This window comes from Streptomyces sp. NPDC127129 (genome assembly GCF_042671585.1).
In the GTDB taxonomy this organism is placed as follows: domain Bacteria; phylum Actinomycetota; class Actinomycetes; order Streptomycetales; family Streptomycetaceae; genus Streptomyces.
Window position 1 is genome coordinate 1 of the sequence record NZ_JBHXTV010000030.1, and the last position, 26,872, is coordinate 26,872.

The 26,872-nt window shown below is 72.7% G+C and carries 24 protein-coding genes and 2 pseudogenes; 17 read left to right on the plus strand and 9 right to left on the minus strand.

The annotated features are described in order from the left end of the window. Positions 1-299: 299 nt before the first annotated feature. The 3 genes from ACFVGW_RS35090 to ACFVGW_RS35100 all read right to left on the minus strand — a co-directional run bounded on the left by ACFVGW_RS35090 (position 300) and on the right by ACFVGW_RS35100 (position 2,224). The gene (locus ACFVGW_RS35090) at positions 300-1,403 is read right to left on the minus strand and encodes an aliphatic sulfonate ABC transporter substrate-binding protein (RefSeq protein ID WP_383219557.1); all 1,104 of its coding nucleotides are present in this window, start codon (positions 1,401-1,403) and stop codon (positions 300-302) included. A gap of 108 nt (positions 1,404-1,511) precedes the next feature. Beyond that, on the minus strand, positions 1,512-1,631 hold the full coding sequence (locus tag ACFVGW_RS35095) for a putative leader peptide (protein WP_385854842.1): 120 nt from the start codon (positions 1,629-1,631) through the stop codon (positions 1,512-1,514). A 134-nt stretch (positions 1,632-1,765) separates the two neighbouring features. Next, positions 1,766-2,224 (minus strand): Rrf2 family transcriptional regulator, encoded by a 459-nt coding sequence (locus tag ACFVGW_RS35100; protein ID WP_352191066.1) that lies wholly within the window; start codon positions 2,222-2,224, stop codon positions 1,766-1,768. A 593-nt stretch (positions 2,225-2,817) separates the two neighbouring features. Between ACFVGW_RS35100 and ACFVGW_RS35105 the strand changes: the two genes are divergently transcribed. From ACFVGW_RS35105 to ACFVGW_RS35155, 11 genes and pseudogenes are all read left to right on the plus strand, one after another. Continuing rightward, positions 2,818-3,963, plus strand: a complete 1,146-nt coding sequence (locus ACFVGW_RS35105) for an LLM class flavin-dependent oxidoreductase (protein ID WP_385854843.1) — start codon at positions 2,818-2,820, stop codon at positions 3,961-3,963. Further along, positions 3,960-4,337, plus strand: a pseudogene (locus ACFVGW_RS35110) (GNAT family N-acetyltransferase); the annotation flags it as partial. The gene ACFVGW_RS35105 and the pseudogene ACFVGW_RS35110, both read left to right, overlap by 4 nt. Positions 4,338-4,433: 96 nt before the next feature. Beyond that, entirely contained in the window at positions 4,434-5,426 is a 993-nt protein-coding gene (locus ACFVGW_RS35115; RefSeq protein ID WP_385854860.1) for an amino acid ABC transporter permease, read from the plus strand. 98 nt (positions 5,427-5,524) lie between these two features. Beyond that, complete coding sequence (locus ACFVGW_RS35120) at positions 5,525-6,277, plus strand: amino acid ABC transporter ATP-binding protein (RefSeq protein WP_352191110.1); 753 nt, start codon at positions 5,525-5,527, stop codon at positions 6,275-6,277. Between the two features lie 41 nt (positions 6,278-6,318). Next, complete coding sequence (locus ACFVGW_RS35125; RefSeq protein WP_385854844.1) at positions 6,319-7,311, plus strand: ABC transporter substrate-binding protein; 993 nt, start codon at positions 6,319-6,321, stop codon at positions 7,309-7,311. 29 nt (positions 7,312-7,340) lie between these two features. After that, positions 7,341-7,901, plus strand: coding sequence for an NADPH-dependent FMN reductase (ssuE, locus tag ACFVGW_RS35130; protein WP_385854845.1), 561 nt, complete (start codon positions 7,341-7,343; stop codon positions 7,899-7,901). A 149-nt stretch (positions 7,902-8,050) separates the two neighbouring features. Continuing rightward, entirely contained in the window at positions 8,051-9,274 is a 1,224-nt protein-coding gene (locus tag ACFVGW_RS35135) for an LLM class flavin-dependent oxidoreductase (protein ID WP_385854846.1), read from the plus strand. Between the two features lie 198 nt (positions 9,275-9,472). After that, positions 9,473-10,600, plus strand: coding sequence for an LLM class flavin-dependent oxidoreductase (locus tag ACFVGW_RS35140; RefSeq protein WP_385854847.1), 1,128 nt, complete (start codon positions 9,473-9,475; stop codon positions 10,598-10,600). Between the two features lie 259 nt (positions 10,601-10,859). Beyond that, positions 10,860-12,428, plus strand: coding sequence for a uracil-xanthine permease family protein (locus ACFVGW_RS35145; RefSeq protein WP_385854848.1), 1,569 nt, complete (start codon positions 10,860-10,862; stop codon positions 12,426-12,428). Further along, positions 12,425-13,813, plus strand: a complete 1,389-nt coding sequence (locus ACFVGW_RS35150) for an amidohydrolase family protein (protein WP_385854849.1) — start codon at positions 12,425-12,427, stop codon at positions 13,811-13,813. The genes ACFVGW_RS35145 and ACFVGW_RS35150 overlap by 4 nt, the downstream gene beginning before the upstream one ends. Next, positions 13,810-14,520 carry a sulfite exporter TauE/SafE family protein gene (locus ACFVGW_RS35155; RefSeq protein WP_352191074.1) on the plus strand — a complete coding sequence of 237 codons (711 nt, stop codon included), beginning with the start codon at positions 13,810-13,812 and terminating at the stop codon, positions 14,518-14,520. Before ACFVGW_RS35150 ends, ACFVGW_RS35155 begins: the two co-directional genes overlap by 4 nt. 10 nt (positions 14,521-14,530) lie before the next feature. Here ACFVGW_RS35155 and ACFVGW_RS35160 read toward each other — a convergent pair whose 3' ends face one another. From ACFVGW_RS35160 to ACFVGW_RS35175, 4 genes are all read right to left on the minus strand, one after another. Then, positions 14,531-15,574, minus strand: a complete 1,044-nt coding sequence (locus ACFVGW_RS35160) for a LacI family DNA-binding transcriptional regulator (RefSeq protein ID WP_385854850.1) — start codon at positions 15,572-15,574, stop codon at positions 14,531-14,533. A gap of 94 nt (positions 15,575-15,668) precedes the next feature. Continuing rightward, positions 15,669-16,676, minus strand: a complete 1,008-nt coding sequence (locus ACFVGW_RS35165) for an alpha/beta hydrolase (RefSeq protein ID WP_385854851.1) — start codon at positions 16,674-16,676, stop codon at positions 15,669-15,671. Between the two features lie 13 nt (positions 16,677-16,689). Then, entirely contained in the window at positions 16,690-17,940 is a 1,251-nt protein-coding gene (locus ACFVGW_RS35170; RefSeq protein WP_385854852.1) for a cation:proton antiporter, read from the minus strand. Between the two features lie 5 nt (positions 17,941-17,945). After that, positions 17,946-18,431 (minus strand): cation:proton antiporter regulatory subunit, encoded by a 486-nt coding sequence (locus tag ACFVGW_RS35175; protein ID WP_385854853.1) that lies wholly within the window; start codon positions 18,429-18,431, stop codon positions 17,946-17,948. A gap of 231 nt (positions 18,432-18,662) precedes the next feature. Here ACFVGW_RS35175 and ACFVGW_RS35180 point away from each other — a divergent pair, with 231 nt between their 5' ends. Further along, positions 18,663-19,079, plus strand: a complete 417-nt coding sequence (locus ACFVGW_RS35180) for a hypothetical protein (protein WP_385854854.1) — start codon at positions 18,663-18,665, stop codon at positions 19,077-19,079. Positions 19,080-19,486: 407 nt separating this feature from the next. Next, the gene (locus ACFVGW_RS35185) at positions 19,487-20,974 is read left to right on the plus strand and encodes a SulP family inorganic anion transporter (protein WP_385854855.1); all 1,488 of its coding nucleotides are present in this window, start codon (positions 19,487-19,489) and stop codon (positions 20,972-20,974) included. 54 nt (positions 20,975-21,028) lie between these two features. Here ACFVGW_RS35185 and ACFVGW_RS35190 read toward each other — a convergent pair whose 3' ends face one another. Then, the gene (locus ACFVGW_RS35190; RefSeq protein WP_385854856.1) at positions 21,029-22,204 is read right to left on the minus strand and encodes an agmatine/peptidylarginine deiminase; all 1,176 of its coding nucleotides are present in this window, start codon (positions 22,202-22,204) and stop codon (positions 21,029-21,031) included. A 300-nt stretch (positions 22,205-22,504) separates the two neighbouring features. Next, the gene (locus tag ACFVGW_RS35195) at positions 22,505-23,116 is read right to left on the minus strand and encodes a TetR/AcrR family transcriptional regulator (RefSeq protein ID WP_385854857.1); all 612 of its coding nucleotides are present in this window, start codon (positions 23,114-23,116) and stop codon (positions 22,505-22,507) included. A 131-nt stretch (positions 23,117-23,247) separates the two neighbouring features. On the opposite strand from ACFVGW_RS35195, the gene ACFVGW_RS35200 reads away from it, so the two are divergent. From ACFVGW_RS35200 to ACFVGW_RS35215, 4 genes and pseudogenes are all read left to right on the plus strand, one after another. Further along, the gene (locus tag ACFVGW_RS35200; RefSeq protein WP_385854858.1) at positions 23,248-24,849 is read left to right on the plus strand and encodes a serine/threonine-protein kinase; all 1,602 of its coding nucleotides are present in this window, start codon (positions 23,248-23,250) and stop codon (positions 24,847-24,849) included. A gap of 81 nt (positions 24,850-24,930) precedes the next feature. After that, on the plus strand, positions 24,931-25,512 hold the full coding sequence (locus tag ACFVGW_RS35205; protein WP_383219589.1) for a TetR/AcrR family transcriptional regulator: 582 nt from the start codon (positions 24,931-24,933) through the stop codon (positions 25,510-25,512). 273 nt (positions 25,513-25,785) lie between these two features. After that, positions 25,786-26,502 (plus strand): urease subunit gamma, encoded by a 717-nt coding sequence (ureA, locus tag ACFVGW_RS35210; RefSeq protein WP_385854859.1) that lies wholly within the window; start codon positions 25,786-25,788, stop codon positions 26,500-26,502. Beyond that, positions 26,499-26,872, plus strand: a pseudogene (locus ACFVGW_RS35215) (urease subunit alpha); the annotation flags it as partial. The gene ureA and the pseudogene ACFVGW_RS35215, both read left to right, overlap by 4 nt.

Consider the following 26,872-nt stretch of genomic DNA (forward strand, 5'->3'; position numbering starts at 1 on the left):
ACCGCCGCCGCGAACGGCGTGATCTTCGCCTCCGCCAGCGCACGGACCGTCTCCCGGAGCATGTCGTGCTCCTCGGACAGGCGATACAGGTCGAAGTCCTTGCCCATGATGGTGAGCTCCCCTTAGTCATGCGGACCGGCTTGTGGCACTGAGTACCCTCAGCAAAACACACTCAGTGCCACAGGCGCCAGTGGCTCCGCCGACCGGCCCGGTCCGGGCGCGGGAACACACGGCAGCCGGCCGCCCGCGGGTCACCTGGGACCCGCGGACGGCCGGCTGTGGAGTGAGCGGCTGTGGAGCTACTTGACGCCGAGGCCGGCGTCGGAGACCTCGGGACTGCCCGCGGCCTTGAGGATCTTGTTGAGGGCCTTCAGGTCGTAGATGCCGTCGAGGTCGGGCTTCTCCAGGAGTCCGGCCTCCACGGCGTGATCGGCCTGGGCACGGAGCGTCGAGGCGAGCGGGTCGTCGGTGAACCGGATGGAGGGCCAGGCGCCGTCGATGACCTTCGCGCCGAGCGGCTTGCCGGTCAGCTCCTCCAGCTTGGCGTTGGCGGACGCCTTGGCCTTGTCGGGGTTGGCGTTGATCCACTTGTTGGTGTTGACCGAGCCGCGCAGCACCGCTTCGACGACGTCCGGGTGTTCGGTGAGGAACTTCTGCGACACGATGATGTTCGTGATCACGAACTTGTTGTCGGGCCAGAGCGTCGACTCGTCGAGGAGGACCTTGCCGCCCTCGGCGACGAGCTTGGAGGCGGTGGGCTCGGGGACCCAGGCGCCGTCGATGGAGCCCGTCTTGTAGGCGTCCGGGGTGATCTTGTTGTCGGTACGCAGGACGGAGACGTCGCCCTTGCCGCTCTGGGCGTCGACCTTCCAGCCCTTCTCGGAGATCCAGTTGAGGAAGGCGACGTCCTGGGTGTTGCCGAGCTGCGGAGTGGCGATCCGCTTGCCCTTGACGTCGTCCAGGGTCTTGATCTTCTCCGGGTTCACGACCAGCTTCACCCCGCCGGAGGCGGAGCCGGAGATGATGCGGAGGTTCTTCCCCTTCGACTTGGTGTAGCCGTTGATGGAGGGGGAGGGGCCGATGAAGCCGATGTCGATGGAGCCGGCGTTCAGGGCCTCGATCTCGGAGGGGCCGGCGTTGAAGGTGGCGACCTTCAGCTGGGTTCCGCCCAGCTCCTTCTGGATGATGCCTTCCTCGTCGCCCACCAGGGCGGTGGCGTGGGTCAGGTTCGGGAAGTAGCCGAGCCGGACCGTGTCGGCCGAGAGCTTCGCGCCCTCGGCGGCCACCTTCTTCTCGTCGCTCTTGGCGTCGGAGCCGTAGCCGCACGAGGCGAGCAGAAGGGGGAGCGCGGTGATGGCGGCGACGTTGCGCAGGGTGGTGGTGAGCGGTCTGGCGGCAGACACGGAGGTGTCCTCTCAAGGCTGGGTGATCAGGAAGGTGCGGACGGACGGCCTGAGACAGAAGGTTCACGCCTCGGGCGGGGCGGCGGCCTGAGACGGGCGGTTCACGCCTCAGGCGGGCCGACAGAGTGCGCTGGACGTGCGGCCGAGATCGATATGACGACGGGAGGTCAGCAGGGGCGATCGACGGTCGTCGCGATCGAGCGTGTGCAGAGCCGTCACGTGCGTCACCCCTCCGGATTCCTAGTTCTCCTACCTGGTTGATAGGGATCGTGGCAGAAGGTCGCCGGTGCCCCAAGAGGGATTTCATATTCTGGACGAGGATGTCTCGAATTGTGGGATCAGCGGCGGGTGGGCCGGGTCGGTCAGGGGTTGACCCAGGCATCCGGTGCGGTGGCCAACGCCGAGATCTCCGCAGGCAGTTCGGCCGAGGCGACATCGGCGAGCGACACGCCTTCGAGGATCTCGCGCACATTGGAGCGCAGCGCCACCCAGAGCGGAAGCAGCGACTCGGCGGAGCCCGTGTACGACAGATCCGGGGGCCGGACCCCGCGTACCGAGACGAGCGGGCCGTCCACGACCCGTATGACGTCCGCGATGCTGATGGACTCGGCGGGCTTGGCCAGCCGGTAGCCGCCGTTGCCGCCCCGCCGGCTGACGACGAGACCGCCCCGGCGCATGTCGTTCAGGATGCCTTCGAGGAACTTGTGCGGGATGTCCTGCGCCTCGGCGATCGCCTCCGTCTTCAGAGGCTCGTCCGGCCGCGACACGGCGAGTTGCAGTGCGGCACGTACCGCGTAGTCCGCCCTGGCTGAGATCCGCATGGGAGCAGTATCCCGTACCGCCCCGCGGACGCGTGAGCGGCGGGGTGGGCGCGGAGGGCCGCTCGCGGGCGGCCGTTTGTGTCAGCCACACTAAGGATCCGACCAACTCGGCCCCGGAGGACGGGCGATGGTTGACGGGCGGCGAGATGTACTGCTCAATGGGTCGCATGGATGCCGATCAGCGCCTGGCCACCCGCCACCACATCGACTTCTGTCGTGTGTGGTCCGCGGCGTGTCGCGCCTGACCCGGCAACGGGCCGTCCGACCGGCCCCTCCCTTCCCCGGTGCCCCCGTCACGGGCCGTTCCCTCTCCTCGTAGCACCGCCGTACGCGCGCGCCGCCCCGGCCGCCGCGCGTTCGTGCACGGAGAGTCCCGCGTGACGTGACACGCGCCGCCGCCGCACCACCCGGGCCGGGGCTCACGCCCCGCCGCCCTCACCCCTGCTCACCCTCCCGCACACCCTGAAGCGCCGTCGCACCCGGCCGCACCCAGGGCCGCCCCGGCGCGCCCGCACGCAGCCCCGCGCCGGCCCACGAGGTCCTGACGCCCCAGGGCCTCCGGACCCCCAGGACCTGAGGAAAGGCCAACTCCCATGCCAGTGGAATTCCTTGGTATCGCCGCCACCCACGACGGCTCCGAGACCACCGCGCGCTCCGGTGCCGCCTTCGACAAGGAGTACACGCTCCGGCTCGCCCGGGCGCACGAGGAGCACGGCTGGGACCGGGTGCTGTTCGCCTACGGCTCCGGATCGCCGGACCCGGCGCCTGCCGCCGCGTACATGGCGAGCCGTCTGGACCGGCTCCAGATCCTGCTGGCCCACCGCCCCAACGTCTCCTACCCGACCTTCGCCGCGAAGACCTTCGCCACCCTCGACCAGATCAGCGGCGGCCGGCTGACCGTCCACTTCATCACCGGCGGCAGCGACCACGAGCAGGGCCGCGAGGGGGACACCCTCACCAAGGACGAGCGCTACGCCCGCACCCGCGAGTACATCGGCATCGTCAAGAAGATCTGGACCACCCACGAGCCCTTCGACCACGAGGGCGAGCACTACCGCTTCCACGACTTCGTCAGCGACGTCTTCCCGTTCCGGCAGCCGCGCCCCGACGTGTCCTTCGGGGGCTCCTCGCCCGCCGCGTACGCCGCCGGCGGGGCCGAGGCCGACATCTACTGCCTCTGGGGCGAGCCGTTGGCCGAGACCGCCGCGCAGATCGAGGCGGTCAGGGCCGCCGCGAAGGCCGCCGGCCGGACCGACGTGCCGCGCATCCAGGTGGCGTTCCGCCCGATCATCGCCCCGACCGAGGAACTGGCCTGGGAGAAGGCCCGGCGCACGGTCGGGGCCATCCGGGCGCGGCGCGCGGAGGGACTCGTACGCCACCACCGCGGGGACGCCCCGCAGGCTGCGATTCCTCAGAACGTCGGCTCGCAGCGGCTGATCGCCATCGCGGAGGCGGGCGAGCGCTACGACCGCGCCCTGTGGACCCCGACGGCCGCGGCGACCGGCGGCGCCGGCAACTCGAACGCCCTGGTCGGCACCCCGGAGACGGTCGCCCAGGCCCTGCTCGACTACTACGACCTCGGCGTCGACATCCTCTCCGCCCGAGGCTACGACCTGCTGGACGACGCGATCGACTTCGGCCGGTACGTGATCCCGATCGTGCGCGAGGAGGTCGCCAAGCGCGACGCGGAGCGTGCGGCCCGAGGTACGCACCAGACCCTCGCGACGGTGAGCGGATGAGCGCCGTCACCCGGCCACGCCCCTCCCGGGAGCCGCTGACGGTCGTGCGCGTCCCCGTGACCGACCCGCGCGTCGAGCCGCTGCTGCGCGAACTCGGGGACGAGTACGCCACCCGTTACGGGACGGACGCCCACACCGAACTCGCCCGCTACCCGGACGAGGAGTTCACCGAGCCGCACGGCGGGACCCTGCTCCTCCTGCTGGAGCACGGCGAACCCGTCGCCGGCGGTGCGTTCCGGCGGTACGACCCCGCCACGGCGGAGCTCAAGAGGATCTGGACGCACTCCGCCCACCGGAGGCGCGGACTGGGCCGCCGGGTCGTCGCGGAGCTGGAGCGGGAGGCGGGTGCCCGCGGATACCGGCGGGTCTTCCTCACCACCGGTCCGCGCCAGCCCGAGGCCCGCGGGCTCTACCTGGCCGCCGGCTACACCCCGCTCTTCGACACCGACGCCGAACCTGCGTCCCTCCGCCTGCTGCCGTTCGAGAAGCACCTTCCGGACCACGGGCGCGACCCGGACACCCTCAAGGTCGTCCCCGTCCGCCACTACGCCCGCTGGGCGGCGGCCGTCGCCGTCGTCGTGCTGGTCGCCCAGTTCGGCCACGGCCTCGCGACCAACCCGGTCTGGGAATGGGACGTCTTCCGGGCCTACTTCCTGTCCGAGACCATCGTGCAGGCCGTGTGGGTCACCCTCCAGCTCACCGCCTACGCCACTGCCCTCGGATTCCTCCTCGGCACGGCCCTGGCCTTCATGCGGCTCTCGCGCAGCCCGGTGCTCCGGACCGTCGCCTGGACCTACATCTGGATCTTCCGGTCGATCCCGATGATCGTCCAGCTGGTGTTCTGGTTCAACCTCAGCGCCCTCTACGAGAGGCTGGGCGTCGGGATCCCGTTCGGCCCGGTGCTCTGGTCCGTCGACAGCAACAGCCTGATCGGCACCATGGGCGCCGCGATCATCGGGCTGACGCTGCACCAGGCCGCGTACGCCGCCGAGATCGTGCGGGGCGGTGTCATCGCCGTCGACCACGGGCAGCTGGAGGCCGCCGCCGCGCTGGGCATCCCCCGGCCGCGGCAGATCCGGCGGATCGTGCTCCCGCAGGCCATGCGCGCCATCCTCCCCACCGCAGGCAACGAGATCATCGGCATGCTCAAGGGCACCTCGGTGGTCTACGTGATGGCGATCGGCGAGCTGTTCTACCAGGTGCAGGTGATCTACGGCCGCAACGGCCGCGTGATCCCGCTGCTGCTGGTCGCCACCGCCTGGTACGTGCTCCTCACCTCGCTGCTGTCGGTCGCCCAGTACTACGTGGAGCGCCGCTTCGCCCGGGGCAGCAACCGCACCCCGCCGCCCACACCGTTCCAGCGCGCCCGGCGCCTCGTCCGCGACCTGCGCGCGAGCACGGCCGGGCCCGACCGGCCCGTCGCCCCCCTGGGACCCCGGGGACCCCTGGGAGGCGGCCGATGAGTGACGTACGCGAGCTGCGTGACGTGCACGAGGCGAGTGACGTGCGCGAGCCGAGTGACGTGCGCGAGGCGCCTGGGACGAGCGGCGTCGGGGAGGTGATGGTGGACGTCCGCGGCGTCCACAAGAGCTTCGGTCCGCAGGAGGTGCTGCGCGGTGTCGACCTCCAGGTGCGCGCCGGTGAGGTCACGGTGATCCTCGGCCCGTCCGGCTCCGGGAAGTCCACGCTGCTGCGGACCGTCAACCACCTGGAGAAGGCCGACCGGGGATGGATCGCCGTCGACGGCGAACTCATCGGCTACCGACGCTCGGGCGGGAAGCTGTACGAGCTGAGGGAGCGGGACGTACTGAAGCAGCGCACCCACATCGGGTTCGTCTTCCAGAACTTCAACCTCTTCCCCCATCTGACCGTGCTGGGCAACCTCGTCGAGGCCCCGGTCTCCGCACTGCGCCGGCCCCGCGGGGAGGCCGAGGAGACCGCCCGGCGACTCCTCGCGCGGGTCGGCCTCACCGACAAGGCCGACGCCTTTCCGCGGCAGCTCTCCGGCGGCCAGCAGCAGCGCGTGGCCATCGCCCGCGCGCTCGCCCTCGAACCGAAGGTGCTGCTCTTCGACGAGCCCACCTCGGCGCTCGACCCCGAGCTCGTCGGCGAAGTCCTCGACGTCATCAAGGACTTGGCCCGCTCCGGCACCACCATGATCGTCGTGACCCACGAGATCGGCTTCGCCCGCGAGGTCGCCGACACCGTGGTCTTCATGGACGACGGCGCCGTGGTGGAGCAGGGCCCGCCCGGGGCCGTACTCGACGCCCCACGGCACGAACGCACCCGCGCCTTCCTCTCCAAGGTCCTCTGACCCCCTCCTCCCTCGCCTCTCCGACACGCAAGGAGCACCCCATGCCCACCCTGCTCACGCGCCGCGCCACCACGGCGGCCGCCGCAGCCCTCGGACTGACCCTCACCCTGGCCCTCGCGGGCTGCGGGAACCCGACCGACGGCGGTACGACCGAGGTCGCGGCCGCGTCGGGCGGCACGACGAAGATCAACCTGAGCCCGGACCAGAACCGCGTCACCACCCCCAAGGTCGACTCCATAGCGGCGAAGGTCCCGGAGAAGATCCGCAAGAGAGGCACGCTGGAGATCGTCGACTCCTCCGGCTCCGCCGCGCCGCTGACCTTCTACGCCACCGACAACAAGACCGTCATCGGCGTCGAGCCCGACATCGCCTCGCTCGTCGCCGACGTCCTCGGCCTCGAACTCCACATCAACACCGTCTCCTGGGAGAACATCTTCGTCGGCCTCGACAGCGCCAAGTACGACGTCGGCTTCAGCAACATCACCGTCACCGAGGAGCGCAAGGAGAAGTACGACTTCGCCACCTACCGCGAGGACAACCTGGGCTTCGAGGCGAAGAAGGGCAGCGGCCTGAAGGTCGACGGGCCCGAGGACGTGGCGGGCAGGAAGGTCGCCGTGAGCAGCGGCACCAACCAGGAGAAGCTGCTCGTGGAGTGGAGCAGGGAGAACGAGAAGGCCGGCCGGAAGCCGGTCGACATCGCGTACTACCAGAACGACAGCGACACCTATCTCGCCCTCCAGTCCGGCCGGATCGACCTCTACCTCGGCCCGAACCCCACCGCCGCCTACCACGCGGCCACCACCGGGAAGACCGAGGTTGTCGGCACCTACTCCGGAGCGGGGGCCACGCTCCAGGGCCTCATCGCCGCCACCACCAAGAAGGACAGCGGTTTCGCCGAGCCGCTCGCCGCCGCGCTCGACGAGGTCATCGAGAACGGCACGTACGCCGAGGTGCTGAAGCGCTGGGGGCTCTCCGACGAGGCCGTGCCCACCTCCGAGATCAACCCGCCCGGCCTCCCCAAGACCGCCAACTGACGCCCGCTCACGCTCCTGAAGGGTCCGCCATGGCCACCGTCCTCTCCGTCTCCGGAAGTCCCTCCGCCACCTCCCGTACCGCCCGGCTCCTGCGCCACCTGGACGCGCGCCTCGTCGCCCAGGGGCACGAGGTCGTCCCGCTGGACGTCCGTACCCTTCCCGCCGACGCGCTGCTCGGCGCCGACTTCGCGCACCCGGCGATCGCCGAGGCGACCGCGCTCTTCGACCGGGCCGACGGGGTCGTCATCGGCACGCCCGTCTACAAGGCGGCCTACTCGGGGCTGCTGAAGTCCCTGCTCGACCTGCTTCCGCAGTACGCACTCGCGGGCAAGGTCGTCCTCCCGCTGGCGACCGGCGGAACCACGGCGCACGTCCTGGCGATCGACTACGCGCTCCGCCCGGTCCTCAGCTCCATGGGAGCCGCGCACATCGTCCAGGGCTGGTTCACGCTCGACAAGGACCTCACGGTCGGCGGTGACGGCGCCCTGTCCGTCGCTCCGGGCGCGGCCGAGGGCCTCGGCCAGGTCGTCGACCGTTTCTCCGACGCCCTCGCCCACCGCCGTACGGCACTTCTGGCGGCCACCGGCTGAGCACCCGGCCGCCCCGGCGGAGCGGCGGCCGCCCGCAGTCGAGCGGCCGCCCCCACGCCGAGCGGCCCGCGCCGAGCGGTCCGTGCCTCGCCCCACGCCGAGCGGCCCGCGCCCCGCCTCGTACCGTCGACCAGGAAGGCACCGTCTCCGTGTCCGCACCCTCCGCCCCCACACCCGCGTCCTCCCCGGCCCCGTCGCCGCACCTCCACCTCGCCGTCGCGCTCGACGGCGCGGGCCGGCACCCGGCGTGGCGCGAGCCCGGCCGCTGGGCCGGCCTCGTGTCCGAGGCCGAGCGCGGACTGCTCGACTTCGTCACGATCGACCCGCGGGGCCGCCTGGACGCGGTGCTCGTCGCCGCCCGCGTCGCACGGCAGACCCGGCACATCGGCCTGGTGCCGACGGTGGTCGCCACCCACACGGAACCGTTCCACGTGGCCAGGGCGATCGCCACCCTCGACCAGGTCAGCGACGGCCGCGCGGGCCTGCGGGTCCAGGTGGCGGCGCGGCGGGTCGAGGCGGCGCAGGTCGGCCGCCGTACGTTCTCCGGGCTGCGTGCCGTGGACCGCGACAGCCCGGGGGGCCGGGTGCTGACGGCCGAACTCTTCGACGAGGCCGCGCACCACGTGGAGGTGGTGCGCCGGACGTGGGAGCGCGCGGCGGACGACGCGGAGGTACGGGACGTCCCCACCGGCACCACCGGAACCACGGGCACCACCGGAACCACCGGCACCCTCCCGGCCGGGAGCTTCGGCGCACGCCGCCGACTTCACCACCTCGGCCTCGTGGGCAGGCGCTTCGGCGTGGTGGGCGCGTCGACCACGCCCCGGCCGCCGCAGGGACAGCCCGTCGTGAGCACATCCGCCCACGGCGGTGTGGCGTACCGGCTCGTGGGCCGCGCCGCCGACATCGGGTACGTCACCCCGCGCGACGCCGGCCACGCGCGCGCCGCCGTCGCCGAGATCCGTACGGCCCAGGCGGCGGCCGGGCGCGCGACGGAGCGGCTGCACGTCTTCGGCGATCTCGTCGTGTTCCTGGACGGCGACGCCGCGGCGGCCGAGGACCGCAGGGTCCGCCTCGAAGGGGACACGGGGGAGGTGAACACCGGCGACGCCACGGTCTTCACGGGCAGCCCCGGACGACTGGCGGACCTGCTCCTGGAGTGGCGCGCGGCCGGGCTGACCGGCTTCCGGCTGCGCCCCGGGGAGATCAGCCACGACCTGGAGCGGATCACCCGGGAGCTGGTGCCGGAGCTCCAGCGCCGCGGCGCCTTCCGGCGCGCCTACGAGGCGGACACCCTGCGCGGACTGCTCGGGCTCGGCAGCCCCGGCGACCGCCGCGCCACCGCCGGACTCGCCGGAGCGGCACGACGGTGAAAAGCACGACGGTGAAAGGCACGGCGGTGAGCGGCACGACGGTGAGCCCCTCGCCTCAGAGCCCCTCGCCGCAGCGCCCTTCGAAGTCGCGCCCTTCGAAGTCGCGCCCCTCGCAGCAGAGCCACGTGTCCCAAGGCCCCACGATCCCAAGCCCTTCGACGCAGCCGCGTCCGACCGACCGCTGAGGAGCACCCGACCATGTCCCGCATCCCGCTCGGGGTCCTCGACCTCGTCCCGATCTCGTCCGGCTCGACCGCGGCCGAGGCGCTCCGCAACACCGTCGACCTCGCGCGGCAGGCCGAGCGCTTCGGCTACAGCCGGTACTGGTTCGCCGAGCACCACCTCAACCCCGGCGTGGCCGGGGCCTCTCCGGCGGTCGTCCTCGCCCTGACCGCCTCCGCGACCTCCACGATCAGGATCGGCTCGGGGGCCGTACAGCTCGGTCACCGCACCGCGCTGTCCACCGTCGAGGAGTTCGGGCTGATCGACGCCCTGCACCCCGGGCGCCTCGACCTGGGCCTCGGCCGCTCGGGCGGCAGGCCCTCGGGAGCGGCGCAGGAGCCCCGGCCGACGACCACGCCCGTCGTCGACGGGCGGACCCCCAACGGGCTCAGGATCCCGCCGCGGTTCTCCTTCGACAACCTGGTCGCCTCGCCGCGCTTCCTCCTCCAGCACCAGCTGCTGCACCAGCCCGGCGCCCGCCCCCAGGACTACGGCGAGCAGGTGGAGGACATCCTCGCGCTCCTGCGCGGCGACTACCGCTCGGCGGACGGGCTCGAAGCGCACGCCGTCCCCGGCGAGGGGGCCGACGTGCAGGTCTGGATCCTCGGCAGCAGCGGCGGTCCCAGCGCCGACGTCGCGGGCCGCAACGGCCTGCGCTTCGCGACCAATTACCACGTCAGCCCGGCGACCGTACTGGAGGCCGCCGAAGGCTACCGCGCCGCGTTCCAGCCCTCCGACGACCTGGAGAAGCCGTACGTCAGCGTCTCCGCGGACGTCGTCGTCGCCGAGGACGACGAGACCGCCCGGGAGCTGGCCACAGGCTACGGCCTGTGGGTCCGCAGCATCCGTACGGGAGAGGGCGCCATCCCCTTCCCGACCCCGGACGAAGCCCTCGACCACGCCTGGACGGAGAAGGACCTGACGCTGGTCGCCGACCGGGTCGACACGCAGTTCACCGGTTCCCCGGGTCGGGTCGCCGACCAGCTCGAACAGCTCCAGGAGGCGACGGGAGCGGACGAGCTGATCATCACCACCATCACCCACTCCCATGCCGACCGGGTCCGCTCCTACCGCCTGCTCGCGCAGGAGTGGCAGCGCCGCTGAGCCGAGCCGCCCTCCGTCGTATCAGACGATCACAAGGCCGTCGGCGCAGCCGACCCACCGACGAGGCCGCCGTGCCGAACAACGCCGCTCGCCCGGGGACGGGGCGGGCGGCGTTCTGTCGTCGTACCCCTTGACGCTCCTCCACCGCCCTTCGATACTGGCGGCCAAATCGATTTGGCCAAATCGATTTGGCTCTCCGTCCAGGGCCGGATCGCGGCTGAAATCCGAGCGTGCAACGACGCCCGAACGGAGCCCCAACGTGTCCAGTCCCCGCACGACCCCACCGCACCCCCAGGCCCAGGCCGCCCGATCTCAGCCCGAGGCCGAGCCCGAGCCTCGGACCCGGCCCCACGCCGAGCCCCAGGCCGACCCCCGGCCCCATCCCGTCGACGAGTCCCGCCCCCTCGGCCGGATCCTGCTCTTCGGGATCCAGCACGTCCTCGTCATGGCCGCCACCCCCATCTCGGCGATCTTCCTGATGAGCGCCACCCTGCGCCTCGACCCCGGTCTGACCGTCAATCTGCTCTCCGCCGCCTTCGTGCTCTCCGGCGTCGGCTCGCTGATCCAGTCGCTCGGCCCCTGGAAGTTCGGCCCCCGGCTGCCGTTCGTGATGCTTCCGGGCGGCGCACCGCTCATCCTCTTCCTCGCCATCGCCGACCAGCACGGGCTGCGCACGGCCACCGGTGCCGTGATCCTCACCGCCGCCTTCTACTTCGTCGTGCTTCCGGTCTTCTCGCGGCTGCTGGCCTTCTTCCCCGCCCTCGTCATCGGCACGATGATCGTCATCGTCGGCGTCAACCTGGTGAAGGTCGGTGCCGTCCTCGTCACGGGACGGCCGGGCCAGCCCGGTTTCGCCGACCCTCTCAACCTCGGGCTCGGCATGGCCACGATCGGCTTCACCGTCGCCTTCTACCTGCTCTTCAGCGGCATCCTGCGCCAACTCGCCGTCATGCTCGGCCTCCTCGCCGGCACCGCACTCGCCGCAGCACTCGGCGCCGTCGACCTCGGCCGCGCCGCCGACGGCGGTCTGTTCACCCTGCCGGAGCTGATGCCCTTCGGCTCACCCCAGTTCAACCTGGTCGCCGCCCTGCCCCTGATGCTCTACAGCCTCGCCTCCATGGCGGAGGCCACCGGTCAGACGGTCATCAACGCCGAAGCCGTCGGCAAGGAGATCGACAAGCGCACCGACGTCCCCAAGACCGTCCGAGGCGACGCGCTCACCTCGCTCTTCGGCGGCTTCTTCGGGCTCCCGTTGATGGTGACCAGCGGCGAGAACATCGGCATCGTCCGCGTCACCGGTGTCCGCAGCCGTTACGTGACCGCCGCGGCCGGTGCCGTCCTCGTCGTCATCGGCTTCCTGGCGCCCGTGACCCGCGCGATCAGCGTCATCCCGTCGGCGGTCGTCGGCGGCACCGCGATGGTGGTCTTCGCCGTGATCACCGTGCTCGGCGTGCAGATGCTCGGCCGCTCCGACCTCGACCGGCACACGAGCACCTTCGTCTGCGCCGTCGCCCTCGCGCTCGGCCTGCTGCCGATCCTCGTCCCCGGCGTGTACGGCGGCTTCCCGCCGAACGTCCGCATCCTCCTCGAAAGCGGCGTCGCCGTCGGCGCGTTCGTCGCCGCCGTCCTCAACATCCTCTTCCACCACGTCCGGCCGAGCGTCACGGCCCGCCTGGCCCCCGCCACCCGGACCGCTCCGAACCCGTCGACCAGTACCCGCCCGGGCGACTCCACCCGCCCGGGCGACTCCACCCGCCCGGGCGACACCACCCGCCCCGGCGACACCACCCACCCGAGCGCCACCGCCCGTACGGAAAGCGACCGATGAACCCGCTCACGCGCGACCTCCTCCACGGCTCCGGCCCGCTCCTCCTCGTACCGGACGCCGTCCTGCTGCCCGAGGGCCCGGCCGAGGGCCACGCCGCCGTCGTCGCCGACGGCGTCTTCCAGGCCGTGGGACCCACGGAGGAACTGGTCCGCACGCATCCGCACCTCGACCCCGTGCGCCTCTCCGGTCACCTCCTCATGCCCGGCTTCGTCGACGCCCACCACCACCTCACCCAGAGCTTCGGTTCCGCGCTCGCCTTCGGCGAACCGTCGGAGATCTTCCGCAGGGTGTGGGTACCGCTCGAAGGCGCCCTGGACGAGGAATCCGCCTACGTGGCAGCCAAGCTGGCGGCGTACGAAGCCCTGCGCGGCGGTTTCACCACCGTCGCCGACGCCGGGACCCGCGCCGACGTCGACGTCGACGTGATCGCGTCCGCCGCCCGCGACGCCGGCATCCGCTGCGTGCTGGGGCTCGTCTGCAACGACGCCGACGCCGAGGACCCGTCCGTCCTGGACGGTGCCGAGAAGCATCTCGCGCGCTACGACGGCGACCCGCTCGTCCACCCCTCTCTCGCCGTCTCCATCCCCGAGGCGGCCACCGAGGAGACCCTGCGCGGCACCGCACGCCTCGCCGCCGAGTCCGGGGCCGTCGTCCAGATCCACGTCAACGAGCACCTCGCGGGCGTCGAGCGCTCGCTCGTACGACACGGACTGCGCCCTCTGGAACACCTCCACCACATCGGTGCTCTGGGACCCCAGTTGCTCGCCGCGCACGCCACCCTCCTCACCCCGCGCGAGCTCACCCTGCTCGCCGACACCGGTACGGCGGTCAGCTACAACCCCGTCGCCAGCGCCTGGAAGGGCAACGCCGTCGCTCCCGCCACCGCCATGGCCGAGCGCGGCATCCGCTTCGGGCTCGGCACGGACGGCACGAGGGGCGACGGCTTCCGCCTCGCCGAGGCGGCGGAGTTCGCCCAGCGGCTCGCGTACGGGCTGGTCACCGGCGACTCGTCCTGCGGCGCCGGCTGGACCTGGCTGGAGCACGCCACGCGCCGGGGCGCCGATGCCGTCGGGCTCGGCGCGCGGACCGGCACGATCGCCGAGGGCCTCGCCGCCGACTTCCTCCTCGTCGACGTCACCAACCCCGAACTCGCGCTCTCCTGGGACCTGCCCTGGGAGCTGGTACGGCGCGGCAACCGCGACCAGATCAGCGCCGTGTTCGTCGCGGGCCGCCTTCGCCTGTGGAGCGGCCGGCCGGTCGACTGGGACGGCCCCGCCCTCGTGAGCCGGGCGGCGGAACTGGCCCGCGCCGCCGTGGGCAGGGCCGCCATCACCCGCGTACACCCCACCTCCACGACGGCACGGGAACGGAGCACCACGCGGTGAGCGCGGAGACCCTGGCGGTGCTCGCCGTCACCGTCGCCGTCGCCGCGTTCGTCCAGGGCGGCAGCGGGCTCGGCTTCGCCCTGATCGTCGCTCCGGTGGCGGGCATCCTCGACCCCGGTCTCCTCCCGGTGTTCGTCCTGGCGTCGATGATCCCGCTCAACGCGTACGTCGTCTGGCGCGAACGGGCCTCGCTCGATCTGCGCGGCGCGCGCTGGATCACGGCCGCGCGGCTCGCCGCCACCCCCGGCGGACTGGCGCTGCTCTGGCTGATACCGGACCGGAGCCTCGGTCTCTTCGTGGGCGTCGCCACCGTGCTCGCCGCCGTGGCGAGCCTGGCCGCGCCCGCGTTCACCCCCGGCAGAGCCGCCTATGTGGGCGCGGGTGCGGTGACCGGTCTGACGGAGACCGCGACGGGGGTCGGCGGTCCGCCGCTGGCGCTGGTCTACCAGCACCGCCCGCCGGCCGAGCTGCGCTCCACCGTCGCCGCGTGCTTCCTCGTGGGCGAAGTCGCCTCACTGATCCTGCTGTTCGCGACGGGGGAGGGGGACCCCGCCGACCTCGCACGGGCGGCGGCCCTGCTGCCCGCGATCGCCGCGGGGGCGTGGCTGAGCAAGCTGGTGCACCACCGCCTGGACGCGCGGCGGATGCGTCTCTTCGTGCTGGTCTTCGCCCTGGTCTCGGGGGTGGTGCTGATGCTCGGCATCTGAGCGGGCGCCGTCAGCGCCCCGGCGTGCTCCGCAGCGACGAGGCCCGGGCGATCACCCGGGGCTCGGGCACCGTGGCCGTCGCCGCCCCGGCCGAGTCGCCGCGCAGCCGGGCGAGGAGCAGCTCGACGGCCCCGGCCGCCGCCCGGTCCAGGTGCAGATCGACGGCGGTCAGCGGCGGTTCGCAGGTGCGGGCCCGCAGACCGTCGTACCGGGTGACGACCATGACGTCGTCCGGGACGGCGCGCCCGCTGTCCCGGACCGCCCGCACCGCGCCCACCGCGAAGGCGTCCACCAGCGCGCAGACGGCGTCGATCCCGGGATGCTCGGCGAGCAGGGCCGCGCACCGGTCGTACCCGGCCTGTTCGCCGCCGGACTCGGGCGCGGCCGCCACGATCGGCGCCCAGCCCTCCTCCTCCGCGACCCGCGTGAAGGCGGCGCGGGCGTCGACCGCCGAGTGCCGCGAACCCGCGCCGACGATCAGGGCGGGCTGCCGCGCACCCTGCTCGCGCAGATGGGCGAGGAGGAGTTCGGCGACGAGCCCGCCGCGCAGATCGACGTACGGCACGTCCTGGTCGGGGGAGACCGGCCGGCCGAGTGCCACGTACGGCAGTCCGCGCTCCTTCAGGGTCGTCGCCGCCACGTCGTCCACGTCGGGCTCCACGACGATCGCCCCGTCGATGTCGACGGAGTAGAGGGCGGAACCGGACTGCACGGGAGGCACGAGCACCAGCGCGTAGTCGTGGACGAGGGCGCTCTCGGCCGCGGCCGCCGCGACCTCCATGTAGAAGCCGAGCCGCGACGGGCCTCCGGCCACCGCGAACGGCATGGACGAGGCGAGCGCGATGGCCCTGGCCTCGCCCCGTCTCAGCCGCTGCGCCCGCAGGTTCGGCCGGTACCCGAGCTCCACGGCCACCTGCTTGATGCGCTCCCGGGTCCGCGGGTCGACCTTGCCGATCCCGTTGAGGGCGTGCGAGACCGTCGTACGCGACACCCCGGCGACCCGCGCGACGTCCGCGATCGTCGGCGGCCTCGGACCGGCACCGGAAGGGGGCATGTGCGGATGCGCTCCTCGCGTGATGAGGACGGGTGACCCCACCATCTTCGCCGACCGGCGATCATCAGGGGAGTGCCGGGTGGGAGCAGGTGTCCTACCGGCCTTCCTGGGCGAGGATGCGCCGGAGCCAGCGGAGACGGGCCTCGGCCGCGTCCCGGCTGAGCGCCGCGTCCGGCGCCCAGCTGTCGTAACCGTGGAAGGCTCCCGGCCATACGTGCAGTTCGGCCCGGCCCCCGGCGCGCCAGATCGCGTCGGCGTAGGCCACGGCCTCGTCCCTGAAGGTCTCGGTCGAGCCGGCGTCGATGTAGGCCGGCGGCAGCCCGGACAGATCCGTGGCGCGGGCGGGAGCCGCGTACGGCGGTACGTCGGCGGTGCCGTACAGGTCGCCGAGCAGCGCCTGCCACCCGGTGGTGTTCGAGGTCCGGTCCCAGGTGTCGACGCCGGCCATCTGGCGGCTGGAGAACGTGCCGCCGCGGTCGTCGAGCATCGGAGACATCAGCAGCTGCCCGATCGGTCGCGGCCCGCCCCGGTCACGGTTGAGCAGGGCGAGCGCGGCGGCGAGCCCGCCGCCGGCGCTCTTGCCGCCGAGGAGAAGACGGTCCGCGTCGACACCCAGCTCGGCCGCGTGCTCGGCCGCCCACACGAACCCGGCATAGCAGTCCTCCACCGGTCCCGGGTACGGCGTCTGCGGTGCCAGCCGGTACTCGACGGAGATGACGGCCAGCCCCAGCGTGACCGCCCATGCGTCCAGCGCGCCCGGGAGCACGGACGGGGCGTTGCCCATGACCATCCCGCCGCCGTGCATGTAGTACAGCAGGGGCAGCGGGCCCGTGATCCCGGCGGGCCGTGCGCTCACGAGCGTGACCTCCGGCCCGCCCGCCGGCCCGGGGACGCGCAGCTCCTCCACCTCGAAGCGGCCGTCGGCCCGGAGTTCCCCGACCGTTGGTCTGGGCCGCGTCGCGACATCCTGCTCCTGGACGGCGGCGAGGTTCTCCGGAGTGAGGGGGGCGTACGCCCCTTCCCCCAAAGCCGCCAGCACCGCACTCAGTTCGGGGTCGAACGGGGGAGCTCCCGCCTGGGGGCGCTCTGGTGTGAGGTCCATGCGGCGCAGTCAATCACCTGGTGCCGTCGTCCACCGGCTCCAGCGTCTCCTGCGGCGGGGCGTCGCCGGAGTCGGCGAGGGCCGGCCCCGACGCCGGCCGCCTCCGGAGCCGGCCGGTGAGGTAGGTGGCGACCGGCTCGGTGTAGCGGGCGGTGAGCGGACCGAGGACGACCAGGACCAGGACGTACGCGGTCGCGAGGGGGCCGAGGCCCGGCTCGATGCCCGCCGTCACCGCGAGACCGGCGATGACGATGGAGAACTCGCCCCGCGCGACCAGGGTCCCGCCGGCCCGCCAGCGGCCCTTCACCGAGATCCCGGCCCGCCGCGCGGCCCAGTAACCGGTGGCGATCTTCGTCGCCGCCGTGACCAGTGCCAGGGCCAGCGCGGGCAGGATCACCGGCGGGATGCTCGCCGGGTCGGTGTGCAGCCCGAAGAAGACGAAGAACACCGCCGCGAACAGGTCCCGCAGCGGACTGAGCAGGTTGTGCGCGCCCTCCGCCACCTCCTCGGAGAGGGCGATGCCGACGAGGAAGGCGCCGACGGCGGCGGAGACCTGGAGCTGCTGGGCGATCCCGGCGACCAGCAGGGTCAGGCCGAGGACGACGAGGAGGAGCTTCTCGGGGTCGTCGCTGGAGACGAACCGCGAGATGACCCGTCCGAAGCGGACGGCGAGGAAGAGGACCGTACCGGCGACACCGAGGGCGATGGCGAGGGTGAGGCTGCCGGCGGCGAAGCTCACACCGGCGAGCAGGGCGGTGAGGATCGGCAGGTAGACGGCCATGGCCAGGTCTTCCAGGACCAGGATGCTCAGGATGGCCGGCGTCTCCCGGTTGCCGAGGCGTCCCAGGTCGCCCATCACCTTGGCGATGACCCCGGAGGACGAGATCCAGGTGACGCCGGCGAGCACGACGGCGGCGACCGGGCCCCACCCGAGGAGGAGGGCCGTCCCCGCGCCCGGCAGGGCGTTGAGCGCGAAGTCCACCAGGCCCGCCGGGTACTGCGTCTTGAGGTTGGTGACCAGGTCGCTGGCGGTGTACTCGAGTCCCAGCATCAGGAGCAGGAGGATCACGCCGATCTCGGCGCCGATCGCGACGAACTCCTCGCTGGTGCCGAGCGGCAGCAGACCGCCTTCACCGAAGGCGAGGCCGGCCAGGAGGTAGAGGGGTATCGGGGAGAACTGGAAGCGTCCGGCGAACCGGCCCAGCAGACCGAGCGCGAGAATGATCGCGCCGAACTCGATCAGGAAGACGGCGGAGGAGTGCACGGCGCTCACTCCTGGCCGAGGATCGCGGCGGCCGTCTCGACACCCTCGCGGGTGCCGATCACGATGAGCGTGTCCCCGCCCGCGAGGCGGAAGTCCGGCGCGGGGGAGGGGATCGCACCGGCCCGGCGCAGGACCGCGACGATGGACGCCCCCGTCTCGGTGCGCATCCGGGTCTCGCCCAGGACGCGTCCGTTCCACTGCGAGTGCGCCGAGAGTTCTATTCGCTCGGCGACCAGACCCAGGTCCGTGGTGGAGAGCAGATTGGGGCTGTGGTGGGACGGCATCAGAGCGTCGATCAGCGCCTCCGCCTCCTTGGCGGTCAGCCTGGCCGAGAGCGCGCACTCGTCCGGGTCGTCCCTGCGGTAGGCGTTCAGCGTCCGGCTGCCGTCGCGGTGGGCTATGAGCGAAAGCCGACGGTGTTCGCGGGTGGTCAGGTCGTAGCGGACCCCGATTCCGGGGAGCGGGGTGTTGCTCATGCGGGGAACAGGCATGGAGAATCTCCCTGTTTGTGCGCGATCGCCGGAAATGGGAGCGAACACAAGCCGCCTCCGGAAGTCACCTTATCGACACGGGTTCCACCCGATCCGGTCGTGAAGGGGGCGCCGGGCGCGTCCAGTTGCGTGACCGGGGCGCCGGGCGAACCGGCATGTCGCGCACGTCCCGACGTGGTGCATCATTCTTCAGGGCCCCAACGGCGGGGCGGTGCGTGAAGGAGGCGCTGCATGATCGAATGGATGCGGATCCGCTCCCGTACGCGCCCTGTCCCGGACCCGGCCGCGACCTCCTCGGTCTGGGCCGTGTCGGCGGTCCTGGCCTTCGGCCTGGTCATCGCCCTCAACTTCCTCGACGGACACGGGGACCCGATCCTCGACCTCGTCGCGCTGTCCGTCGCCGTGGCCGCCGTCAGCACGGGAGCCAGGCTCGCCGCCGCCCCGGGCACGGCCCTGCTCTGCTGGCTCATCCTGAACGTCTTCGCCACCGCGCCGATCGGGGAGCTCACGTGGGAGGCCGCCTACGATCTCGGGCGCATGGCCTGCCTCCTCGTCGCGGCGAGCACCGGGACCGTCATCGCCCGGCTCGTCCACGCCCGCGCGGCGCATCGCCGGCTGACCCCGTGGACCGGCCCACCCGGCTCCTGACGGCCGGCCCGGCTCCTGACGGCCGGCCCCGGCTCAGCCGTGGGCCGTGGGCCGCACGGTAGAATCGCCCGTCGTGACGGCGCACCGAGCTGTCCCCGCCGAGTCCGACTTCCCGCTGGAGAGAGCGTGCGCGAGCCACTGACGCCGACCGCCGCCCTCTGCCCGCCGTGACGCTTCACCCCGGGATCTGAGCCGTCCGGCCCGCCGCCGCGCCTCGGCCCCGCTCCCTCTCGCCGACTTCCGGTCCGCCCCCGCGCGGCCCGATCGCGGGGGGCCACCACCCCGGCCGTTCCGCGTCCCCCAGCCGTTTCCGCGTCCCCCGCACGTCCCGCACGTCCCGCACGTTCCGCCCCGCCGCGCGGCGTGCCCGAGTACGACAGGTACCTGTTCCCTTGTCCTCATCCGCTGTGTCCCCGGCCAGGTGGTCGCGCGCCCTGCGTCCGGCGTGGCTGACCGACCCGAAGGTCTGGCGTACCGAGGTGCTGGCCGGTCTCGTCGTCGGCCTGGCGCTCATCCCCGAGGCGATCGCCTTCTCGATCATCGCCGGGGTCGACCCGGCCATCGGCCTCTTCGCCTCCTTCACCATGGCCGTGACCGTCGCGGTCTTCGGCGGCCGCAGGGCGATGATCTCCGCCGCGACCGGCGCCGTCGCGCTCGTCATCGCCCCGCTCAACCGCGAGCACGGCCTCGGGTACCTGATCGCCGCCGTCATCCTCGCCGGGGTGTTCCAGGTGGTCCTCGGCGTGCTCGGCGTGGCGAAGCTGATGCGGTTCATCCCGCGCTCGGTGATGGTCGGCTTCGTCAACTCGCTCTCCATCCTGGTCTTCATGGCCCAGGTGCCCGAGATGCGTGACGTCCCCTGGGCCGTCTACCCGCTCGTCGCCGCCGGTCTGCTCATGATGGTGTTCTTCCCGAGGATCACGAAGGCGGTCCCGGCCCCGCTCGTCTCCATCGCCGTCCTGACGGCCGTCACGATCGCCGCCGGGATCGCCGTGCCGACCGTCGGTGACAAGGGGGCCCTGCCGTCCTCGCTGCCGGTCCCGGGCCTGCCCGACGTGCCGTTCACGACGGACACCCTCGTCCTCGTCGCTCCGTACGCCTTCGCCATGGCGCTCGTCGGACTGATGGAGTCGCTGATGACGGCCAAGCTCGTCGACGACATCACCGACACCCACTCCAGCAAGAAGCGCGAATCGATCGGCCAGGGCATCGCCAACATCGTCACCGGGTTCTTCGGAGGCATGGGCGGCTGCGCCATGATCGGGCAGACGATGATCAACGTGAAGGTCTCGGGCGCCCGCACCCGGCTCTCCACGTTCCTCGCCGGTGTGTTCCTGATGGTGCTGTGCATCGTCTTCGGCCCGGTCGTCTCCGACATCCCCATGGCAGCGCTGGTGGCCGTCATGATCATGGTCTGCTTCGCCACCTTCGACTGGCACTCCGTCGCGCCGAAGACCCTCAGGCGGATGCCCGTCGGGGAGATCGCGGTCATGGTGATCACCGTGGTGTCCGTCGTCGTCACCCACAACCTGGCCGTGGGCGTGGTCGGCGGCTCGGTCACCGCGATGGTGATCTTCGCCAGGCGGGTCGCCCACCACGCCGGCGTCACCGCCGTGAAGGATCCCGACGGCACGACGGTGGTCTACCGGGTGGCGGGGGAGCTGTTCTTCGCCTCCGCCAACGAACTCGTCGGGCGTTTCGACTACGCAGGCGACCCGGACAGGATCGTCGTCGATCTCTCCGCGGCCCACGTCTGGGACGCCTCGTCCGTCGCCGTCCTCGACACGATCGAGGCGAAGTACGCACAGCGGGGCAAGACCGTGGAGATCACGGGCCTGAACGCCCCGAGCGCGGACCTCCACACCCGGCTGACCGGCGCACTGGCCGGCCACTGAGACCGGCGCCGCGTCGCCGGGGAGCGCGGAGGGCGGCGCTCCCCGGCACGCGGATCAGGCGGCGGGCTTTCCGGGCTGGTCGTGGGTGGCGCAGTGGATGCCGCCGCCGCCGGAGGCGATGGTGTCGATCTGCACCATGACGACGTCCCGGTCGGGGAACTGCTCCTGGAGAATGGCCTTGGCGCGCGCGTCGGCCTTCCGGTCGCCGAACTTGGGCATGAAGACCGAGTCGTTGGCGATGTAGAAGTTGGCGTAGGTGGAGACGAAGTCGTCGCCCTCGCCGGTGATCCTGTCGAGGTCGGGCTGCGGCAGGTCGATGATCTCGAAGCGCCGCCCACGGGCGTCGGTCGCCTTGCTCAGTACGGAACGGGCCTGGTCGGCCGAGCGGGACCAGGAGTCCGGGGGCGTGCCGGGGAACGCCTGGTCCAGGAGGACCACACCCGGCGCGGTGAACCGCACCAGGCTGTCGACGTGCGCGTCGGTGATGTCCTCGCCCCGTACGCCGGCCAGCCAGACGACCTTCTCCACCCCGAGGGTCTCGATCAGCTCGTCCTCGATCTGGTCACGGCTCTTCCCGCGGTTGCGGTTGTCGTTCACGATCGAGCTCTCGGTGAGGAGCAGCGTGCCCTCGCCGTCGGTCTCGAACGAACCGCCCTCGGCCACGAGCGGTGCCTGCTCGCGCGGGATGCCGTACCGGGCGAGCAGCTTGCGTCCCACCTGGGCGTCGTTGGTGTGCTCCTGCTTGTTCCCCCAGCCGTTGAAGTTGAAGTCGACGCCGACGAGCTCGCCCTCGTCCTCCACGAACACGGGAACGGTGTCACGCGCCCACAGGTCGTCGACGGCGAGCGGGATGACCTCGACCTGCGAGCCGCAGGCCCGCTGGGCCGCCGCCACCTGCTCCGGGCGGGCCATCATCACGACCGCCTCGTACTCCCCGACCGCCCGCGCGATGCGGGCGATGTCCTCCCGCACGTAGGGCAGGTCGTCCTCCCAGACCGAGGCGAGGGCGGGCCAGGACATGAACGTACGGGTGTGGCTGTCCCACTCGGCGCCGAATCGGCGCTCGCCCGCGGGGGCCGGGGTGCGGGGGGCGCTGGTCGCTCCGCTCCGTGCCTGCTCGCCTGGACCGCAGGCGGCGGCGCCGAGGGCGAGGGCGCCCCCGATTCCGGCGAAGGCGCGCAGGGCGGTGCGGCGAGAGGGGAGAAGCCGGGAGGGGAGGAGGTGGGACACGCTGTGCTCCGATCGTGGGCTGGCGAGACTATCCGGCGGCGGACGGCGGATCGCGGTGACGCGCGCGGCGCGGGAGTCGCGGGCCTTGGCTTCACGCCTGCGGCGACCGAGGGAGACGGCGGCGCGAGGCGTGCGTGGGGGTGGCCGTTGGCTCCACTCTGACATTGACTGAATTTTCAGTCAAACTCGCGGGGGGCCGCCACGTGGGCGCCGCCACCCGCGGGGCACCCGCCACACGGGGCACCCGCCGCACGGGGCACCCACCACGCGGGGCACCCGCGAGCGGACGCCGCGGTCCGGTCAGCCGACCGGACAGACGGCCCGCGGCCGCGCCACCCGCAGCCACTCGACCTCCGCCGTGACCGACGCCCGCATCAGCTCCCGGGCGTGAGCGACCGGCAGCGCCCCGGTCAGCCACCGGGTGCTCAGGCCCTCCAGCAGGACCGTCAGCCGCTCGGCCGCGGCGACGAGCGCGGTGTCCGGGGCCGTCGGCGCGATCCGCCCGAGCAGCTCCGCGATCTCGCGCAGCCACGCGGTGCTCGCCTCGCGCAGCCCCTCCCGCAGGGCCGGATCGAACACGGCGCCGGCCCGCAGCTCACCCCAGGCCGTGCTGTTCTCGCGCACCTCTGGGGTCTCCTGGAGCTCCTGCGTCAGTCTTCGTTCGAGCTCCCGCAGCGAGCCGTCGGGTTCACCGGTCCCGGCCGGGCGGTGCCGGGTGTACCGCTGCGCCCGGTCGCCGATGAACCGCAGGGTGTGGTGCAGCAGGCCCGCGCGATCGCCGAAGTGGTAGTAGACGAGCGCCTTCGAGACGTGCGCCTCGGCGGCCAGCTCCTCCATCCGCAGCCCGCGCACCCCGCGGCGTGCGATGACCCGGGCGGCGGCTTCGAGGATCACCCTCTTCCGGTCCTTCACCCTCTGCTCCTTCTCGCGGGCCTCGTCCGGTGAGGCCCGTCCTTGTTGACTGAAACTTTAGTCAACAGGCACGATCGTGCGCGGGGTGTACCGCACCCTGCCGTCGTTCCGAACCGCCGAAAGAGCCGCCCATGTCCTCCACCCAGCCACCCGGGGTGCAGCCGGTCCACCACCTGCCGCTGTCGTCCGACGACCCCCACGAGATCGGCGGCTACCGGATCCACGCCCGGCTCGGCTCCGGCGGCATGGGCGTCGTCTACCTCGCCCACACCCGGGGCGGCCGGCCCATCGCCCTCAAGGCGGTCCGCCCGGACTTCGCCGCCGACCCCGACTTCCGCCGGCGGTTCGCCCAGGAGGTCGAGAGCGCGCGCCGCATCCACGGCCTGTTCACCGCACAGGTCGTGGATGCCGGCGTCGAGGCCGCCGTCCCCTGGCTCGCCACCGCGTACGTCCCCGGGCCCTCGCTCCAGCAGGTGGTCGAACGGCACGGTCCGCTCCCGGCGCGCACCGTGCTGCTCCTCGTCGCGGGAATCGCGGAGGCCCTCCAGGCCATCCATGGCGCGGGCGTGGTCCACCGCGACCTCAAGCCCGCCAACGTCCTCGTCGCCGGTGACGGCCCCCGCGTCATCGACTTCGGCATCGCGCGGGCGGCCGACGCCACCGGACTGACCGGCACCGGCCTGCGGATCGGCACCGTCGCCTACATGGCGCCCGAGCAGGCACTCGGGCACACCGTCACTCCCGCCACCGACGTCTTCGCGCTGGGCGCGCTCGCCGCCTACGTGGCCGGAGGCGTCCTGCCCTTCGGGACAGGACCCGAGTCGGCCGTCCTCTACCGCGTGGTCCACGAGCCCGCCGACCTCTCCCGAGTACCGGGTGAGCTGCGGGAACTCGTCGCGCGCTGTCTCGCCAAGGAGCCGGGGGAACGGCCGGACCCGGGCGAGGTGATCGCCGCCGTACGGGCGCATCCGGCGGTGGGGCCTTCGCCCGAGTTCGGCGAGGGATGGCTGCCCGGTGACATCGGACGGGACGTCACGCGGCGGGCGGCCGCCCCCGCGACCCTGACGGCTCCCTTGGCCGTCGCGGCCCCCTCGACTCCTCCGCCGACGGCCCTCGGTGGGACCTTCCTGCACGACCACCCCACCCGGGCGGCCGAGGCGGTCCCGATGCCCGTGCCGGCACCGGGACCGGCGTCCCACGCCGTGCCCGGCTCGGCGGCCGAACGCGGCCGCCGGAAGAGGCGGCGCGGGCGTACGGTTCCGGCGGTGGCGGCCGCCACGGTTCTGGCCGCACTCATGGCGTCGGCAGCCGTGTACTACCTGGACGATCCCGACGGCGGCGGGACGGAGCGGCGCACCGCGTACGCACCGGGCTACACGGACGTGGAACTGACCGCCCCCGACGACGGCTACGAGTTCGACCTGGGCGCGGGGAAGGTGGCGCCCGCGGAGACGGCCGCCTGGTATCTGGCCCGCGACAAGGGCGGGTTCGTCCTGCCCGACGACGCGGACGCCTTCGTCGCGTCCGGGTACGTGCTCGGTCCCGAGGAGTGCGAGCGGGGCGTCGAGGCGGAGCCGGTAACGAGCCTGCCCTTCGACGAGCTCGCCGACGAGCGGCCGTTCTGCGTGCGCAGCGCCGACGGCGAGCGGCTCGTCGTGGCGCGGCTGGTGGAGGCGGGCTCCGGCGGGGGCCCGGTCACGGTCGTGCTGAGCCAGTACCGGAGGGAGGGCTGAGCGGAGCCGGGACCCGGGCGTCGTCCGGCCCGGGTGACGGCCGGGGACGGGGCGCCCGGCGCTCCGGATAGGGTTCGTGACATGGCGTCTCGCAGTACTCAGATCCTGGAAGCGGCCGCCCGGGTCATCGCCCGGCGCGGGGTCCGCGGGCTCCGCGTGGAGGAGCTGGCCGAAGAGGCCGGTGTCTCCACCGGCCTGATCTACTACCACTTCAAGGACCGCACCGGAATCCTGCGCCACACGCTGGAGTTCATCAACGACCGCGCCGAGCGGTACACCACGGCCCAGGCCCCGGACGCGGAGCCGCTGACGCCCCGCGAGGAGCTCGACGAGGTCCTGCTCCTGGAGCTGCAGGACACCCCCGAGGTACGGGAGAACAGCACGGCCTGGGGCGAGCTGCGGGCGAGCGCCGTGTTCGACCCCGTCCTCCGCGAGGACCTGGCCCGCGCGACGCTGGTGTGGGTGCAGGAGGTGGCCGCGCTCCTGGGCCAGGTCCAGCCCCTGGCGCCGGCGGCCACGCTCGCCGCGGCCGCCGAGCGGCTCACGGCCCTGCTCGAAGGCCTGAGCATGCGCTGGCTGAGCGGCGGACTCGCGATCGACCACGCGCGCACCCTCATGGCGGAGGCCGTGGAGGTCGAGCTGACCCGGCTGGGGCAGCGCTAGAGCGCGGCAGCACGACAGCTTCTACGCGCCGGCCGGCACGCGGCCGGCCGGCGCGGAGAAGCGGCCCGGCGCACGGCCCGGCGCACGGCCCGGCGCACGGCCCGGCGCACGGCCCGGCGCACGACTGTCGCGCGGCCGTCGCGTCCGCGTGAACGTTCGGCGAACCCCCTCTGTGCCACCGGTGGTGCATGCATGTCCGATCTCTTGACTGAATTTTCAGTCAGTGCCACAGTGTGCGCATCGCAGGGCCACGGGAGGAAAGGAACGATTCCCATGCCACTGACGCCCACCGAGCGGGACCGCCTGCTGCTCTTCACCGCCGCCGAACTCGCCCGGGCCCGCCACGCGCGCGGCCTGCGGCTGAATGTCCCCGAGGCGACCGCGCTCATCGCGGACACCGTCTGCGAGGCGGCCCGCGACGGCCTGCGCCTGGCCGAGGCGATCGAGCGGGGCCGTTCCGTCCTGGGCCCCGACGACGTGCTGCCCGGAGTCGTCGACATCGTCACCGAGATCCAGGTCGAGGCCGTCTTCGACGACGGCACCCGGCTCGCCGCCGTCGCCGAACCCTTCGGCCCGCAGGACCGGAACGACGGAGCCCCCGGCGCCGTGCTGCCCGGCCCGGACACCCTCGTCGCGCCGGAGCCGGTCGTGACGCTCATGGTCCGCAACACGGCGACGGTCCCGGTGAGCGTGACCTCGCACTTCCACTTCTTCGAGGCCAATCCGCGCCTCGACTTCGACCGGGCCGCCGCCTACGGCATGCGGCTCGCCACCCCCGCGGGCTCGTCGACCCGGTTCGACGCCGGACAGGCCGTCGAGGTCGGGCTGGCCCCGATCGGCGGCGCGCGCGTCGCCATCGGCTTCGCCGGCCTGGTCGACGGACCCCTCGACGCGCCCGGAGCCAAGGCCCGCGCCGTGGCGCGGGCGGCCGCCCGCGGCTACCTCGGTGCGGAGCCGCGTCAGGACGTCACGGAAGGGGTACGGGCATGAGCCGGCCGACCGGCCACGACGTCCACCGGGCGCACAGCGCGAGCAGCGCCCCGGGGCGCAGCAGGCACATCGATCCGTACGAGTACGCCTCCGTACACGGTCCGCGTGCGGGCGACCGGGTGGTCCTCGGCGACTCGGGGCTGGTCGTCCGGGTGGAGTCGGACGCGCAGAAGCCGGGTGACGAGTTCCTGGCCGGGTTCGGCAAGACGGCCCGCGACGGGATGCATCTCAAGGCGGCCGCGGTCCGCGAGACCTGCGACGTGGTCATCACCAATGTCCTGGTGATCGACGCGGTTCAGGGCATCCGCAAGGTGTCGATCGGTATCCGTGAGGGCCGGATCCATGCCATCGGGCGCGCGGGCAACCCCGA

Excerpts from the sequence above, each read along its gene's own strand:
- ACFVGW_RS35100 (WP_352191066.1), bottom strand. The coding sequence starts at position 2,224 with ATGCGGATCTCAGCCAGGGCGGACTACGCGGTACGTGCCGCACTGCAA.
- ACFVGW_RS35105 (WP_385854843.1), top strand. The coding sequence starts at position 2,818 with ATGCCAGTGGAATTCCTTGGTATCGCCGCCACCCACGACGGCTCCGAG.
- ACFVGW_RS35120 (WP_352191110.1), top strand. The coding sequence starts at position 5,525 with ATGGTGGACGTCCGCGGCGTCCACAAGAGCTTCGGTCCGCAGGAGGTG.
- ACFVGW_RS35125 (WP_385854844.1), top strand. The coding sequence starts at position 6,319 with ATGCCCACCCTGCTCACGCGCCGCGCCACCACGGCGGCCGCCGCAGCC.
- ssuE (WP_385854845.1), top strand. The coding sequence starts at position 7,341 with ATGGCCACCGTCCTCTCCGTCTCCGGAAGTCCCTCCGCCACCTCCCGT.
- ACFVGW_RS35140 (WP_385854847.1), top strand. The coding sequence starts at position 9,473 with ATGTCCCGCATCCCGCTCGGGGTCCTCGACCTCGTCCCGATCTCGTCC.
- ACFVGW_RS35150 (WP_385854849.1), top strand. The coding sequence starts at position 12,425 with ATGAACCCGCTCACGCGCGACCTCCTCCACGGCTCCGGCCCGCTCCTC.
- ACFVGW_RS35160 (WP_385854850.1), bottom strand. The coding sequence starts at position 15,574 with ATGCCCCCTTCCGGTGCCGGTCCGAGGCCGCCGACGATCGCGGACGTC.
- ACFVGW_RS35165 (WP_385854851.1), bottom strand. The coding sequence starts at position 16,676 with ATGGACCTCACACCAGAGCGCCCCCAGGCGGGAGCTCCCCCGTTCGAC.
- ACFVGW_RS35175 (WP_385854853.1), bottom strand. The coding sequence starts at position 18,431 with ATGCCTGTTCCCCGCATGAGCAACACCCCGCTCCCCGGAATCGGGGTC.
- ACFVGW_RS35180 (WP_385854854.1), top strand. The coding sequence starts at position 18,663 with ATGATCGAATGGATGCGGATCCGCTCCCGTACGCGCCCTGTCCCGGAC.
- ACFVGW_RS35200 (WP_385854858.1), top strand. The coding sequence starts at position 23,248 with ATGTCCTCCACCCAGCCACCCGGGGTGCAGCCGGTCCACCACCTGCCG.
- ACFVGW_RS35205 (WP_383219589.1), top strand. The coding sequence starts at position 24,931 with ATGGCGTCTCGCAGTACTCAGATCCTGGAAGCGGCCGCCCGGGTCATC.
- ureA (WP_385854859.1), top strand. The coding sequence starts at position 25,786 with ATGCCACTGACGCCCACCGAGCGGGACCGCCTGCTGCTCTTCACCGCC.